This is a genomic window from Streptomyces sp. B5E4 (assembly GCF_039871555.1).
Classification (GTDB): domain Bacteria; phylum Actinomycetota; class Actinomycetes; order Streptomycetales; family Streptomycetaceae; genus Streptomyces.
This window is the reverse complement of record NZ_JBDPMI010000024.1, coordinates 62,467-77,735: the sequence shown is the minus strand read 5'-3', so window position 1 is coordinate 77,735 and position 15,269 is coordinate 62,467. Positions and strand designations below refer to the sequence as shown.

At 71.9% G+C, this 15,269-nt stretch carries 11 protein-coding genes and 1 other RNA gene; 7 read left to right on the top strand and 5 right to left on the bottom strand.

Features of this window, described 5'->3' with window-relative positions; all coding sequences use genetic code 11:
• Positions 1 to 4: 4 nt before the first annotated feature.
• Positions 5 to 1,540 (bottom strand): arylsulfotransferase family protein, encoded by a 1,536-nt coding sequence (locus ABGA99_RS26320; RefSeq protein ID WP_347583559.1) that lies wholly within the window; start codon positions 1,538 to 1,540, stop codon positions 5 to 7.
• A 131-nt stretch (positions 1,541 to 1,671) separates the two neighbouring features.
• On the opposite strand from ABGA99_RS26320, the gene ABGA99_RS26315 reads away from it, so the two are divergent.
• Positions 1,672 to 3,348, top strand: a complete 1,677-nt coding sequence (locus ABGA99_RS26315; RefSeq protein WP_347583558.1) for an RNB domain-containing ribonuclease — start codon at positions 1,672 to 1,674, stop codon at positions 3,346 to 3,348.
• Between the two features lie 898 nt (positions 3,349 to 4,246).
• Here ABGA99_RS26315 and ABGA99_RS26310 read toward each other — a convergent pair.
• Both ABGA99_RS26310 and ABGA99_RS26305 read right to left on the bottom strand, forming a co-directional pair.
• Complete coding sequence (locus tag ABGA99_RS26310; RefSeq protein ID WP_347579449.1) at positions 4,247 to 5,125, bottom strand: MerR family transcriptional regulator; 879 nt, start codon at positions 5,123 to 5,125, stop codon at positions 4,247 to 4,249.
• Between the two features lie 62 nt (positions 5,126 to 5,187).
• Positions 5,188 to 6,690: a pyridoxal-dependent decarboxylase gene (locus ABGA99_RS26305; protein ID WP_347579450.1), complete on the bottom strand. Its 1,503-nt coding sequence runs from the start codon at positions 6,688 to 6,690 to the stop codon at positions 5,188 to 5,190.
• Positions 6,691 to 6,758: 68 nt separating this feature from the next.
• Here ABGA99_RS26305 and ABGA99_RS26300 point away from each other — a divergent pair, with 68 nt between their 5' ends.
• Positions 6,759 to 7,589, top strand: coding sequence for an AraC family transcriptional regulator (locus ABGA99_RS26300; protein WP_347579451.1), 831 nt, complete (start codon positions 6,759 to 6,761; stop codon positions 7,587 to 7,589).
• 623 nt (positions 7,590 to 8,212) lie between these two features.
• Here ABGA99_RS26300 and ABGA99_RS26295 read toward each other — a convergent pair.
• On the bottom strand, positions 8,213 to 8,461 hold the full coding sequence (locus tag ABGA99_RS26295; RefSeq protein ID WP_347579452.1) for a hypothetical protein: 249 nt from the start codon (positions 8,459 to 8,461) through the stop codon (positions 8,213 to 8,215).
• Between the two features lie 93 nt (positions 8,462 to 8,554).
• On the opposite strand from ABGA99_RS26295, the gene rnpB reads away from it, so the two are divergent.
• From rnpB to ABGA99_RS26270, 5 genes are all read left to right on the top strand, one after another.
• An RNA gene (rnpB, locus tag ABGA99_RS26290) (RNase P RNA component class A) lies at positions 8,555 to 8,953 on the top strand.
• Between the two features lie 581 nt (positions 8,954 to 9,534).
• Positions 9,535 to 10,230: a hypothetical protein gene (locus ABGA99_RS26285; RefSeq protein ID WP_347583557.1), complete on the top strand. Its 696-nt coding sequence runs from the start codon at positions 9,535 to 9,537 to the stop codon at positions 10,228 to 10,230.
• A complete protein-coding gene (locus ABGA99_RS26280) occupies positions 10,223 to 11,344 on the top strand; it encodes an XRE family transcriptional regulator (RefSeq protein ID WP_347583556.1) in 1,122 nt (373 codons plus the stop codon). Before ABGA99_RS26285 ends, ABGA99_RS26280 begins: the two co-directional genes overlap by 8 nt.
• A gap of 151 nt (positions 11,345 to 11,495) precedes the next feature.
• Positions 11,496 to 12,872, top strand: a complete 1,377-nt coding sequence (locus ABGA99_RS26275) for an IS1380 family transposase (protein WP_347583555.1) — start codon at positions 11,496 to 11,498, stop codon at positions 12,870 to 12,872.
• 296 nt (positions 12,873 to 13,168) lie between these two features.
• Positions 13,169 to 14,545 (top strand): IS1380 family transposase, encoded by a 1,377-nt coding sequence (locus tag ABGA99_RS26270; protein ID WP_347583554.1) that lies wholly within the window; start codon positions 13,169 to 13,171, stop codon positions 14,543 to 14,545.
• Between the two features lie 254 nt (positions 14,546 to 14,799).
• Here the strand turns inward: ABGA99_RS26270 and ABGA99_RS26265 are convergent, their stop codons facing one another.
• Entirely contained in the window at positions 14,800 to 15,264 is a 465-nt protein-coding gene (locus ABGA99_RS26265; RefSeq protein WP_347583553.1) for a hypothetical protein, read from the bottom strand.
• Positions 15,265 to 15,269: the final 5 nt, after the last annotated feature.

The following is a 15,269-nucleotide window of genomic DNA, read 5'->3' as shown; positions in this document are numbered from 1 at the left end:
CTTCTCAGCCCGCGCCGGTCCCCGTGACCGCGGACGCACCGATCACCCGGCCGTCCGCGTCCAGCGCCTCCGCCTGCACGTACGCCGCGTCCACCGCGTGCGCCGGCAGGTCGACGTCCGTGTCCAGCCCGTCCCACGGCGCGCGGGCGACGGGCCGCAGGGCGTCCTGCGCGTCGCCGGCCAGCACCCGCCAGCCGGCGACCTCCGTGGCGCCGTTCCACCATGCGTGCGCGTCGCCGGAGCCGCCGTCGATCCGAACCTCCGGCGCGGTCCCGGGCTCGCCCTCCCACGCGTCGCGGTAGGTGCGGTACGAGCTGTACTCCTCCGGGAAGACGGCGTCGAACACCAGCCGCCCGTCCGCGTCGAACTCCGAGATCCGCCCCGCAGAACCCCAGCCGACCAGGGTGTTGCCGCCCGGCAGGGCCTGGCTGCCGCCGGTGACGGCGGTGGAGACGCGGTCCGGGTGCACGAGCTGGCGCTCCAGCTCGGCGGTGCGGCGCCGCGGGTCGATGCGCACCCAGACGACGCGGGTCTCGTAGCCCTCGGAGTGCGTGTTCTGGTTGTCGAACATGCGGTACGTGCCGTCGCCGACCGCCACGACGTCGTGCTGGGCGATGGTGCGCGCGCCCGCGCCGAGCCGGAAGTCGCTGTTCTTGCCGCCGAGCCGCCAGATGATCTCGCCGGTCCGCCGGTCGAGCTTGTAGACGGTGCTGGTGCCGTGGGCGGAGACGAGGAGGTCGCCGTCGGTGTCCAGGGAGACGGAGTTGGTGTGCAGGTAGTCGAAGGGGCGGGTGCCGGCGCGGCCCGAGGGCCGCTCGTCGGACTCCTGCAGCGGTACGTGGTCGAGGCTGCGCCACTCCAGCAGCGGCTCGCCGGTGGCGACGTCCAGTTCCCACACGACGCTCTCGATCACGTCGCCGTCCGCGGGGCCGCCGACCGGGGTGAGGTCGTAGGGCCGCTGCTGGTAGCTGACGACCAGGGCGGTGCCCTGCGGGGTGAGCCGGAACTCGTGCAGGTCGATGCTCTGTTCCGGGTCCGGGGAGCGGACGGTGGCGATGACGTCGTAGTTCTCGTCCGCGAGGTAGCCGACGCCCTCGCCGAGTCCGGCGGTGTCGCTCGCGCCCTGCCACCAGGTCAGGACCTTCCGGCCGCGGTACTCCTGCACACGGAAGTCGGCGACGTACTCGTCCTTCGGGATGCGGTGGTACCAGACGGGCCGGCCCCGGTCGTCGACGATCTGGGGGCCGCGGCCCGCCTCGGGCGGCGGTTCCTCGCCGGGCGGCCCGGCCCGGCCGGGGTTCCTCTGCGGGCCGACGAAGAGCAGGCCGTCGCTCGTGCCGGGCCGGCGCTCCAGCACGTCGAGGGGCGGGGGCGGCCGGTCGGGCGGCGCCTCGGCGGCGGGTGCGGCCGCGCCGCGTGCCGCGGGCGGTTCCGCGGCCGCAGCGGGCGGGAGGGTCGCGACGAGACCGCCGAGGATGATCGCGGTGCACGTACGCGACAACCGGCGGGGCACACGACGGGATGCATGGGGGGTGGGCATGTCTCTCCCGGAGGTGGGGGCCTCCACGTCTACCAGCCGCGCGGTGACAGAGCGGTCACTCCTGGGGCGCGGGGGGTGGGCCCGGCCGCGGTGGCGCGCCCGGGACGCCCGCCCGAATTAAGGTGATATGCGTGCCCCAACGCATCCTGCACGCCGCCGACGCCGAGGACGCCCCGCTCCGCGCCGCCCTGCGCCGGCTGCGGGCCGCAGAGGACGTGCCCGCGGCGTTCCCGCCCGAGGTGCTCGCCGAGGCCGACCGCGCCGCGAAGGCCCCCCGGCTGCCCGAGCGGGACGCGACCGACATCCCGTTCTACACGGTCGACCCGCCCGGCTCCCGCGATCTGGACCAGGCCCTCCACGTCGCCCGCCGGGGCGGCGGCGGCTTCCGTATCCGCTACGCCGTCGCCGACGTCGCCGCCTTCGTGACCCCCGGCGGCGCCCTCGACGCCGAGGCCCGCCGCCGGGTGACGACGCTGTACTTCCCCGACACCTGGGTGCCCCTGCACCCCGAGCAGCTCTCCGAGGGCGCCGCCAGCCTGCTGCCCGGCCAGACGACCCCCGCGCTGCTCTGGGAGATCGACCTGGACTCCAGCGGCCAGGTCGCCGAGGCCACGGTCGCCCGCGCGCTGGTACGCAGCCGCGCGCGGCTCGACTACGGCGGCGTACAGCAGACGATCGACGAGGGCACCGCGGAGGAGCCGGTCGCGCTGCTGCGCGACGTCGGGCTGCTGCGCGAGGAGGTGGAGCGCGAACGCGGCGGGATCTCGCTGGGCGTACCCGAGCAGGAGGTGGTGCAGCGGGACGGCCGCTACACCCTGGAGTACCGCGCCCCGCTGCCCGCCCACTCGTGGAACGCGCAGGTGTCCCTGCTCACCGGCATGGCCGCCGCGGACCTGATGCTCGCCTCCGGCACCGGCATCCTGCGTACGCTGCCGCCCGCGCGGCGCGGCGCCCTGACGTATCTCCACCGGATCGCCCACGCGCTGGACGTCGACTGGCCCGAGGGCCTGGACTATCCCGAACTGGTCCGCTCCCTCAACCCGCAGATGGCCAACCACGCGGCGTTCCTCCAGGACTGCACCGCGCTGCTGCGCGGCGCCGGGTACACCGTCTTCGACGGCGAGCCGCCGGCCCGGCAGGACGTGATGCACGCCGCGGTGGCCGACGAGTACGCGCACTGCACGGCGCCGCTGCGGCGGCTGGCCGACCGGTACGCCCTGGAGCTGTGCGTGGCGGCGGCGGCCGGCGAGCCGGCGCCGGACTGGGTGCGCGAGGCGCTGGGCGGCATCCCGGAGCTGATGGCCGGGGGCGCGGCGCGGGCGGGGCGGCTGGAGCGGGAGTGCGTGGACCTGGTGGAGGCGGCGCTCATGAGCGGGCGGATCGGGGAGGTCTTCGACGGGCACGTGGTGGCGGTCGACGAGCACCGGCCGACACGGGGGACGGTGCAGCTCTACGAACCGGCGGTCATCGGCCGCGTGGACTCGGAGGACTCGGCGGGCGCCCCGGCGCTCCCGGCGGCCGGCGAGGCCGCGGAAGGCGGGGAGGCCGCGGCGGGCACGGAACGCGTTGAGGGCTCGGCAGACGCGGAGGATTCGGAAGGCGCGGAAGGCGCGGAAGGCACCGAACGCGCCGAGCCCGCGGACGGTGCGGCGCCCGACGGCTCCGCGGAGCCCGCCGACGGCGTGGGGCCCGCCGTCCGCGCCTGGCCCGCCCCCGGCGAGCCGTTGCCGCTGGGCCACCGGGTACGGGTGCGGCTGACGGCGGCGGAGCCCGGGGTGTCCCCGGTGCGCTTCGCGCCCGCGCCCTGAGCCGGCAGCGGCGCCCCGCCGGACTCCCCCCGGCCCTCCGCCCGCTCCCCCGCCTCCTCGCGCGCCGCCCGCGCCGCGCGCAGGGCGTCGACCACCGGCTGCGGGTCGTCCGCGTAGAACCGCAGCACCCGCGCCTTCGCGGGCTTCCCCAGCGGACGCACGAAAGACACCGGCTCCGTCAGCTCGACGGTCACCGACGTCTGCCCCCCGACCGCGAGGTGCGCCGTGCCGTCGTCGTCCAGCCGCAGCAGCCCGCCCCCGTCGGGGAAGCGGCGGTCGAGCCGGGCGTTCGCGATCAGCTCCGCCGGTACGGGGATGTCCAGCAGGACCCCGTACCGCACGCGCAGCGAGCCGTCCGCGCCGACGACGTGCGGCCGGACCGCGCAGGCCGCCTGGAGCGCGAGGATGAAGTAGATGCCCCAGATGTCGAGGACCAGCACGACGGCGTGCACCACCGGCCAGGGGATGACGAGGGCGAGCGCCACGGTCTCGACGACCGAGACGAAGAGGAAGCCGTAGAACGTGAACGCCTGCCCGGAGGCGTACGGCACGGCGGTGTCGCCGGGACCGATCCCGTGCTTCGGACAGCGGGCGAGCCAGCGCAGGGTGGCGGTGAAGAGCTTCACCTCGTGCACGGTCAGCTTGCGCACGGCGGCCGGGACGCTGTCCCGTACGGCCTCCAGACCCGCGGCGCGGGGCACGAGGCCGGCGCCGCGGTGGCGGCGGTAGTCGGCGGCCAGCAGCGTGACCAGGGCCGCGGTGACCAGCAGGACGGCCACCTCGACGGCGAGCAGCACGGGATCCGGGGTGCGGACGCCCGAGACGAGGCAGAGCACGAGCACCAGCTCGCCGGGGACGAGCGCGGCCAGGGCCCAGCGGACCGTACGGCGCAGCGCGTTCACGACGCACTCTCCCCGCGCCGCCGGTCCGTGTGCCCGGCCCCGCCCGCCTCGCCGGCCCCGCCCGTCCGCTCTTCGAGCAGGGTCATCGCCCGGCGCATGACCTCGGCCTGCGCCGGGGGGAAGTCCGCGAAGAACACCTCCGCGAAGGCTTCCCGGCCTTCGTCACCGTCCTCCCCCGCGGCGGTGCCGGCCGCGTCGGGCCCCGCGGCCATCAGCGCCAGCGCCTCGTCCGGCAGGACCGCGACCACGTCACGCGCCAGCTCCCCGACGCGCGGGTCCGTGGCCCCGGCGTCGGCCAGCTCGTCGAGCCGGGCGTAGATGCCGTACGCGCGGGTCATCGCCGCCGGGTCGGCGCTGAGCGCGTGCAGCAGCCCGGCGAGCCAGCCCCGGTGCGCGTCGTCGGCGGTGGTGTCCAGCAGCGCCAGCAGCTCCCGCTCCTTCGCGGCGCTCGCCGGCTCCGGGACGCCGAGCGCCGCGGAGGTGCGGGACATGTCCGCGAACACCGCCGCCAGCTCGGGCGACACCGGCCCCTCGGCGGTCAGCCCGCCGCCCTCCGCGTGCCGCAGCAGCTCGGCGAGTCGGGCCCGGCGCTGCCGGATGGCGGCCTCCTGCCGGGCGAGGTCGGCGTCCAGCTCGGCGAGGATCTCGTGCAGTTCCTTGCCGATGTCGTCGGCGAGCGCGTCGCGGACCTCGTCCAGACTGAGGCCCAGCTCGGTCAGGCGGCGGACACGGGCCAGCTCGACGGCGTCGCGCAGGGTGTAGACGCGGTAGCCGTTGGCCCGGCGGGCGGGCTCGGGCAGCAGCCCGATGCGGTGGTAATGCCGCACGGTACGGGTGGTGACCCCGGCGAGCGCGGCGAGCTCTCCGATACGCATGACCTCAGTAGAAACGTTGACGTCGCGACAAGGTCAAGTGGCGCCCCGCGGGCCCGGCCGGTTCAGGCGGTGCCGGCGGCCTCCTCCCGATCCGCGGTCTCCCCCTCGTCCGCGGCGGCCACCGCGTCCGCCGCGGCACACAGGTCGTCCCACAGCGTCCGTACGTGCCGCTCCTCGGTCTCCAGTCCGCCGACCGCGACCCGCAGCAGATAGCGGCCGTCGACCACCGTGTGCGTGACGTAGGACCGCCCGCCCGCGTTGATCCGCTCCAGCACCGCCTTCGTCGCGGCGTTGTCGGCCCCGGTGCCGCGGCCGGTGACGGCGTGCAGGCACACCAGCGCCAGACTCCGCGGCACCCCCGGCGTGAAGCGGGGGTCGGCCACCGCCCACGACTCCAGCTCCGCGGCCAGCCCGATGTGCCGGCGCACGTGGTCCCGTATGCCTTCGAGGCCGAAGCGGCGCAGCACCGTCCACAGCTTCAGCGCGCGGAAGCGGCGGCCGAGGGGCAGGTGCCAGTCCCGGTAGTCGACGACGGCGCCGGACTCGCTGGCGGCGTTGCGCAGGTACTCCGGCAGCACGGTCAGGGCGCCGACGAGGGTGGCGGTGTCGCGGGTCCAGAAGAGATTGCAGTCGAAGGCGGTGAGCAGCCACTTGTGCCCGTCGGTGCTGTACGAATCGGCCAGCCCGGCGCCGTCGAAGAGCCCGCGGTGCTCGGGGCAGAACGCGGCGGCGCCCGCCCACGCGGCATCGACGTGCAGCCAGATGCCGTACTCGGCGCAGACCGCGGCGATCTCCCGCACCGGGTCGACGGCGCCGGTGCCGGTGGTGCCGATCGTGGCGCAGACCATCACCGGGCGGCGGCCGGCTCCCAGGTCCTCACGTACCGCCGCGGCCAGCGCCTCGGGGGCCATCGTCTGGCCGCCGTCGTCTCCGGCCGCCACGATCCGTACGGCGTCCGCGCCCAGGCCGGCGGCGATCGCCGCCTTCTCCAGCGAGGAGTGCGTGTGCGCCGAGACGTACAGCACCTCGCGCCCGTCCCGGCCCGCCGTCCGCCACGCGCCGCCGGACGTGCGGTGCAGCGCGGCGAGCAGCGCGACCAGCGAGGACGAGGACGCCGAGTCCTGGATGACGCCGCCGCCACCGCCGGCGAAGGTGAACTCGGCGGGCAGTCCGGTGGCGTCGGCGAGCTGGTCGAGCAGGTGCTGCTCCAGCTCCGTGCAGGCCGGGGACGTCGACCAGAGCATGCCCTGGGTGCCGAGGCCGGTGGAGAGCATGTCGCCGAGGAGGGAGGCGAGGGAGGCGTTCGCGGGGAAGTACGCGAAGAAGCCGGGGTGCTGCCAGTGCGTCGAGGCGGGCACCACGACGCGGTCCATGTCCGCCAGCACCTCCGTCAGCGGCTCGCCCTCCTCCGGCAGCTTCGCCGGCAGCCGCTCGCGCACCCAGCCCGGCTCGACGCCGGGGAGCACCGGCAGCTCGCCGACGCGCGCGCGGTAGTCGGCGATCCAGTCGACGTAGGCGTGGCCGAGCTCGCGGAACTCTTCGGGGGACAGATCTCGCTGCGACATCCGCGCATCGTAGGCAGCCGCGGAATCCCGCTGGCAAGGGGCGTACGGCATCGCGCACAATGCGACGCATGAGCGGCAAGGGGGGCGGGCGGGGGCCCGAGGAGTACGCGCGCTGGACGCGAACGCCGCTCGGCGCGGGCCAGTCCCTGTACCTGATGACGGCGTGCTTCACCGACCACCGCTACGCACCGCACGCCCACCACGAGTTCGCCGTCGGGGTGTGCACCGACGGCGCCGAGGTCATCGACTACCGCGGCGAGCGGATCCGGGCCCGGCCCGGCAGCATCGTCGTCCTCGGCCCCGGCGAGGCGCACACCGGCGGCCCGGCGGGCGACGAGGGGTACGCCTACCGCGCGTTCTACCCCTCCATGGCGCTGCTGACCGACGGCGCCTGCACCGACGCGCACTTCGCCGAGCCCGTCATCGACGACCCGGCCCTGGCCGCCGCGCTGCGCGCCGCCCACGTCGCGGTCGACCGCGGCGCGGAGCCGCTGGAGGCGGAGTCGCGGCTGCCGTGGCTGCTCGCCGCGCTGGCCCGCCGGCACGGCCGCGCCCGCCCGGCGGCCCCCGCGCGGCTGGGCGGCGGCGTCGCCCGTGCGGTACGGGACCGGCTGGCCGACGAGCTGACGGACCCGCCGTCGCTGGCGGCGATCGGCTGCGACCTGGGGCTGTCCCGGTACCAGGTGCTGCGGGCGTTCCGGGACACCATGGGCATGCCTCCGTACGCCTGGCTGGCGCAGTACCGGGTGGAGCGGGCGCGCGGGCTGCTGGAGGCGGGGCACCGGCCGGCGGAGGTGGCGGGCCTGGTGGGGTTCGCGGACCAGGCGCATCTGACGCGGTGGTTCCGGCGGGTGCTGGGGGCGACACCGGCGGCGTACCGCAGGAGCGTGCGGCCGTAGCGGCCGCAACGGCATTCAAGACAGCGGGCCGTCGGGGCGCGGACGCTGGGCGGCATGACTGCACGCGGCTGGGTCCTGTTCCTCCTCATGGGCGTCGTCTGGGGAGTCCCGTATCTGATGATCAAGGTGGCGGTGGACGCGGTGTCGCCGTCGGGGGTCGTCTTCGTACGGTGCGCGCTGGGCGCGCTCGTCCTGCTGCCGCTCGCGCTGCGCGGCGGGGGGCTGGTCCGTACCGTACGGGCGCACTGGGCGCCGATGCTGGCGTTCGCCTGCATCGAGATCATCGGCCCGTGGTGGACCCTGACCGATGCCGAACGCACGCTGTCGAGCGCCATGGCCGGGCTGCTGATCGCCGCGGTGCCGACGATCGGTGTGATCCTCGCCCGGCTCCTCGGCGACGAGGAGCGCCTGGGCCGCCGCCGCCGGCTGGGCCTGGGGCTGGGTCTGGCGGGCGTCGCGGTGCTGGCGGCGCCGGAGTTGAGCGGCGGCTCGGCGTGGGCGATCACGGAGGTCATGCTCACCGCCCTCGGCTACGCCACCGCCCCGCTGATCATCGCCCGCCGCCTCAAGGACGTACCGACGCTCCAGCTCATCGCCCCCTGCCTGCTGCTGGCCGCGATCGTCTACGCCCCCGCCGGCATCGCCACCTGGCCGGACACGACGCCCTCGGGCAAGGTGCTCGCGTCGCTCGTGGGCCTGGGGGTGCTGTGCACGGCGCTGGCGTTCGTGGTCTTCCTGGAGCTGATCCGCGAGGTGGGCCCGACGCGCGCGGTGGTCTTCACGTACGTCAACCCGGCGGTCGCGGTCGCCGCGGGCGTCGCCTTCCTCGACGAGCCCCTGACGGGCTCCATCGGCGCCGCCTTCGTCCTCATCCTGGCCGGCTCCTTCCTGGCCACCGCCGCCGGCTCGGACCCGGGCGGCGGCAAGGAGACCGTCGCAGCCACTAACATGGACCCCACGGCGGACGAGCCGGCCGGGCGGTCGCGGCGGTCCCTTCCAGGGATCGTCGAGGAACGTCCGGGCTCCACAGGGCAGGGTGGTGGGTAACGCCCACCCGGGGTGACCCGCGGGACAGTGCCACAGAAAACAGACCGCCGGGGGCGTGCCCCCGGTAAGGGTGAAACGGCGGTGTAAGAGACCACCAGCGCCCGGGGTGACCCGGGCGGCTAGGTAAACCCCACCCGGAGCAAGGTCAAGAGGGGCCGCGGAAGCGGCCCTGCGCGGACGACCGAGGGCGGCCCGCCCGAGTCCGCGGGTAGACCGCACGAGGCCGGTGGCAACACCGGTCCCAGATGGATGACCGCCTCCCCGGCGGCCGCAAGGCCCCCGGGAGACAGAACCCGGCGTACAGGCCGACTCGTCCGCCTTTACGGCCCTGACCTGGGCGTTTACCTGGATCAGGGCCGTTTTCCACGCCAAGATACGCAACGTCTCTACCTGCGGTTTCCCGGGAGTTCCCGCGCGTTTGTGTCATGGATGTGTAACGCGATCTTGGCGTCGGGGCAGACGCGGAATGAACGGAACAGCGTGCGCGAATCCGGTCTCCAAACCGGTGGCATGGTTCTTACCGGCGCCCCACCTTCGGGTCGGGTCGGGTCGGGTCGAGGATCATGGCGAGAGCTTCCGGTTCGGCCGCGCCAAGGTTGTCGATGGGCCGTGCGGCGGGAGCCTGATGCCGTCGGGCCGAAGACATCGGGCTGGGCCTACCGCACGGACACCATCAGCGAGGCTGTCCCCGCCGACAGGGTTGCCCGCCCGGAGCAGGAGAGCGCTCCTTGCCGCTGGACTGCTTCACCAAGCCCGATTGCTTCGGCACCGCCGATCAATACCCAGATGCACGGTCCTGTCAGGCAGTTGAAGCTTTGATGCGCGAATCGTGTGGCACAATAAAGTGACGTCCTGGCCGATCCACGGTTCCGGACGCGGATTGCAGGAGATGCATCACATGACCCCGGACTCGCCCGCCGAAGCTCTCGGCCGTCACGCTGCAAACGTCCGTGATGTGATCGTCGAGGTCGTGCGTTCCCTGCACGACCGCTTCGCTGAAGCGCATCAGATATCGGGATCGCGCTACACCATGGGCTTCGGAGGCCAGTGGCGAGACCTGCTGGAAGACGCTCATGACGCGCTGACGAGGCGCGGCTTCGTTTCGCACAAGCTGAGTCCAGGAGGGTACAAGATCCCGGTTGTCAACGACTGCCTCTTGTACGTATGGCGCATCCCAGACACCGCGGACGCTGTCAGCCAGTTCGCGTCGAGCCCGACTCGGAAGAACGGCTTCAGCGCCCCGCCGCCTGACCCGACGCTGTTCGACCCCGGCTTCATGCACGAGACCGAGCCGGGAGATAACGCTCCTGACGACGGCGGGCTCGGCCGTGAGCTGATGGCGGTGAGCGACACGATGCCAGTGGTGCTCGTAACGGTCCAGTCGTCACCGCGACAACTGCGGTCCATTCAATGGGGGATCGCCGTCTACGACGAGGGAACCGGCACGGTTCACATGCGCGGGCAGGAGGTCATCTGGGAGTCCGAGCCCATCATCGAGACCGAGACGTCGGACGTGGAGTCGTTCGACACCGGTGAACCTGCTGGTCCCACTGTCGAGCTCCGAGAGCAGGAGGGGCCCCGGTCGGATGCGTGAGGACTCTCCGAGCCTGTTCGACCCACCTGTCTCCGGGAAGACGTATGGTCGGTTCGAGCCGGCGCGGCTCACCCAGGCCCGTGCTCGCCTCGCAGTGAGCAAGACCGACCTGGCCTCCGAAGTGGGGGTGTCTGCTGCAGCCGTCGGCCAGTACGAGGCCGGAGTCAACTCGCCCCGCCCCGACGTGCTCGATCGGTTGGCACGGGCGTTGAAAGTGCGACCGGAGTTCTTCGGCGTCGGTCGCCCCCTGGCACGGATCGACAGCGTGAACGCTCACTTCCGGAGCCTACGGTCGGCGCGTGTGAGCGACCGCCAGAAGGCGCTGGCCACAGCAACGCTGGTGTGGGAGCTGACGTTCGCGCTCGAAAGGTATGTCAAGCTCCCCGAAACGGATCTCCCCGAAGTCGAGGGCGGGGCCTCGCCTTCGGACGTCGCCGCGCTCCTGCGGAGGCATTGGGACTTGCCCGACGGCCCGATCAAGCATCTGGTCGCGACGGCGGAGTCCCGAGGCATCGTCGTGGCGGCGCGCCCGCTCGGCGAAATCGATGCCGTGGACGGCTTCTCGGCCGTGATCGTGGACCGTCCCATCATCATCACGACGCCACGACGGAGCGAGAACGTGTTCCGGCACCGATTCTCGATCGCGCACGAGATCGGGCACCTGCTGCTACACGCCAACTCCCGTGATCATAGCCAGGTAGTGGAGCGAGAAGCCGACGAGTTCGCCGCCGCGTTCCTGACACCCGCGTCATCAATGGACACGGTTCTTCCCCGACGGCTCGACCTGGCTGCCTTGGACCGGCTGGGCAGGACATGGGGCGTTTCGTCGCACTCACTTGTACGTCGGATGGTCGAGCGCGGCCGAACAACGGAGTCATCGGCACGACGGGCCTATCAGCGCCTCGCCCTAGCCAACGATCCGTCCGCCGATCCGACCAGTGCGTACTCCGGAGAGGTACCGACGCTCCTGAAGAAGGCCGCGGAGCTTGCCACGGACCACGGAGCCGGGGTGCCGACGCTCGCTGATGCCCTCAGACTCAGTCCCGGACAGGTACGCGATCTGCTCGGAGAAATCGACCGTCGCCCGGTGCTGCGCCTGGTCGGTAACGAATGAAGGCCGGGCACCAACGGGGAGACGGTCTAGCCTCGCGCTTTCACGCGGCGGGGCGTCCGGTGGGTGATCAGAAACCCAGAGAGTGCTCCCGACCTGCAACGATGGGACTTGTCTAGGGTCCAGGTCGTCGCATGAAAGAAGCACTCTCCAGGTGAAGAAGCGTATCGGGTCCTACCCGCGTGTCCGTAGCGAAGGCGGCGGTCGCGGGGTGGTCTGCCAGGCCGGTGGAGTGTTGCTGGTGGAGACGGTTCGCAAGGCCGGCCTGGATCAGGCGATATCGGCGGCGTTGGCGCCGTGGCGCAAGCCGCGGGCGGTGCATGATCCGGGCAAGATCCTGCTGGATGTGGCGCTCGCGGTCGCGCTGGGCGGAGACTGCCTGGCGGATGCGGGCATGCTGCGGGCCGAGCAGGCGGTGTTCGGGCCGGTGGCCTCTGATCCGACGGTGTCCCGGCTGGTCAGCGCGCTGGCAGCGGGCGGGAAGCGTGCGTTGACCGCACTGCGTCAGGCCCGCGCTCAAGTGCGTGAACATGTATGGAGGTTGGCCGGTGACGCGGCGCCGGACGCGGCCGGGCAGGTGGTCGTGGACCTGGACGGGGTGCTGGTAATAGCGCATTCCGAGAAGCAGGATGCGGCCGCGACCTGGAAGAAGACCTACGGGCACCATCCGCTGATGGGGTTCGTCGACCACGGCCGGGGCGGGACCGGAGAACCGGTTGCCGGGCTGCTGCGGCCCGGGAACGCCGGCAGCAACACCGCTGCAGACCACATCGAAGCCGCCCGGCTCGCGCTGGCGCAGCTGCCGAAGAAGTACCGGCGCGGACGGCGGACGCTGATCCGCACCGACTCGGGCGGGGGCACCCACGAGTTCGTCGACTGTCTGTCCGCCCGCGGCCGGTGGCTGGCCTACTCCGTCGGCATGACCATCACCGATGCCATCCACCAGGCCGTCCTGAAGGTCCCGGCCCCGGCCTGGACACCGGCCGTCGAGCCCGACGGCGAGATCCATGACGGCGCCTGGGTAGCTGAGCTCGGCGGTGACTGCCTCAAGGGCTGGCCCGAGGGGATGCGGCTGATCGTGCGGAAGGAACGGCCCCACCCCGGCGCCCAGTTGCGCTTCACCAACGCCGACGGCATGCGCCTGACCTGCTTCGCCACCAACACCAAGCACACCTCGATCGCCGAGCTGGAGCTGCGGCACCGCCAGCGTGCCCGCGCCGAGGACCGTATCCGCGCCGCCCGTGCCACCGGCCTTACCAACCTCCCCCTGCACGACGCCGCTCAGAACCAGATCTGGCTGGAGATCATCCAGATCGCCCTCGATCTGCTGGCCTGGATGCCCCTGCTCGCCCTCACCGGCCAAGCCCGCCTGTGGGAGCCCCGCCGCCTGCGACTTCGCCTTTTCTCCGCCGCCGCGCAGCTCGTCACGACGGGACGACGCCGCATCCTCCGCTTCGCCAAGCACTGGCCCTGGACCGGTCTGATCACCGACGCTCTGCAACGGCTCGCGGCCCTGCCGACCCCCGACTGACCAGCAACTTCCCGTCCCTACGAGCAGCCCCACCCGGCCGGAGCCGTGGAACCCGGCGCACACCCGACGCGACAGCCGGGCCACTAGCCTGCCCACCTGCAGAAATGACCACCCCGAAAGAGCCGAAAGGGCCCATCAGCAAGCTGACGGACCCTCACGCAAGATCGAGGCTAGCCTCGCGCTTTCATGAAGCGGGCTGTCCGACGGGTGGTCAGGTAAGAGAAAAGTGCCTCTGAACTGCAAGAATGAGGATTGTCTAGGTCCTTGTTCCCGCTGAATCCAGAGGCACTTTCCAGGTGAAGCAGCCTATCGGGCTCTATCCCCATGTCCTTGTCCGGGACGACGGCCGGGCCGCGGTCTCGCAGGCCGGTTCAGTGCTGCTGGTCGAAACGGTCCGCAAGACCGGCCTTGACCAGGCCATATCCGCAGCACTTGCACCCTGGCGGAAACCGCGGGCCGTCCACGACCCGGGCAAGATACTCGTAGATCTTGCGCTGGCGGTCGCGCTCGGTGGGGACTGCCTCGCCGACATCGCGATGCTGCGGGCCGAGCCGGCCGTGTTCGGACCGGTCGCTTCCGACCCCGCGGTCTCCCGCCTGATCGACACCCTCGCCACTGTGGGCGAGAAGGCACTGAACGCCATCCGCACCGCCCGCTCCGAAGTCCGGGCCCGCGCCTGGTCGTTGGCCGGCAGCCGGGCACCGGACACCAGTGGGCAGGTGATCGTGGACCTGGACGGAGTCCTGGTCGTCTCCCACTCCGACAAGCAAGATGCCGCCCCGACCTGGAAGAAGACCTACGGCCACCACCCGCTGATGGCCTTCGTCGACCACGGGCCGGGCGGAACCGGCGAACCCGTCGCCACTCTCCTCCGCCCCGGGAACGCGGGCTCGAACACCGCCGCCGACCACATCACCACCGCTCGCCTCGCCCTCGCCCAACTGCCCAAGAAGTACCGGCGCGGACGGCAGACCCTCATCCGCTGCGACTCCGCTGGCGGCACCCACGAGTTCGTCTCCTGGCTCGCCCGGCGCGGGCGCTGGCTGTCCTACTCCGTCGGCATGGTGATCACCCACGCCATCCACCAGCACGTGCTGAAGATCCCCGCCTCGGCATGGACCCCGGCCATCGAGACCGGCGGCGGGGTCCGTGACGGGGCCTGGGTCGCCGAACTCACCGGCGACCTGCTCGAGAGCTGGCCGCGAGGGATGCGGCTGATCGTCCGCAAGGAACGGCCCCATCCCGGTGCCCAGTTGAGGATCACGGATGCGGACGGCATGCGGATCACCTGTTTCGCCACCAATACCCCTGACGGGCCGATCGCCGCACTGGAGCTCCGTCACCGGCTGCGGGCCCGGGCCGAAGACCGGATCCGGGCCGCCCGCGCAACGGGACTGCGCAACCTGCCCCTGCACGACACCGCGCAGAACAAGGTCTGGCTGGAGATCGTCCAGCTCGCGCTCGACCTGCTGGCCTGGATGCCCATGCTCGCCCTGGCCGGCAACGCCCGGCTCTGGGAACCCCGCCGGCTTCGGCTCCGCCTCTTCTCCGCAGCCGCTCAGCTCGTCACGACCGGCCGACGTCGCATCCTCCGCATCGCCCGCCACTGGCCGTGGGCCGACGAGATCACCGCAGCTCTCGCACGGCTCGCTCTCCTACCAAAGCCCGGCTGACCAGCTACTTTACGTCCCTACGAGAAGCACCACTCCTACCGGAGCAGTGGAACCCGGCGCCCACCCCGAGGCGACACTTGGGCTGTCGACCTGCCCGCCCTCAGCCACCGAAAGCGAAACCGTCCGCCGACCCCGTCGGCAGACCGTCAAGAAAGATCGAGGCTAGAGAGAGACACGTCCATCACTACGACTTCCCCTCGGCTGCAACTTAGCCGCCGGCAAAGCTGCGACTCTGGACACCAGAACGACCCGAGTTACTCCGGAAATACTTTTCGAATCACAGGATTTGAAACCAACTCAGGGATCTCTGAAATCAAGCTCGAATGCGCCTCGTGGAGGAAGTTGGAAAAAGCACTCACAAGCTCTTCACGCTCGACGGCTACCTGCCAGGGCCTTTTCGATGAGGTCACAGCAATAAGATCACCATCACGCCGCAAATCAATAACCTCTTCGCTCTCTGTGAAACCGAATGCCGCGTCTCCTCCCGAGGATATACGCCTCGCCGCATGAGAGAGTGAAAGGGCCAGATCTACGAGAGTCACAAACCTTCTCTTCGAGATTACCTCCACGCCAGATACGACCATCTCGACATTAACGCCGAAGTACTTGTAGCGAAGGTCAATCTCCGAAAGATCCGCCGGCTCGGCCTGCTTCGCCCCCTCCCAGGTCTTGCGCCAGGGAGAATCTGGCTCGGGGAGAGAGAAGGAAATACGAATCATGACTC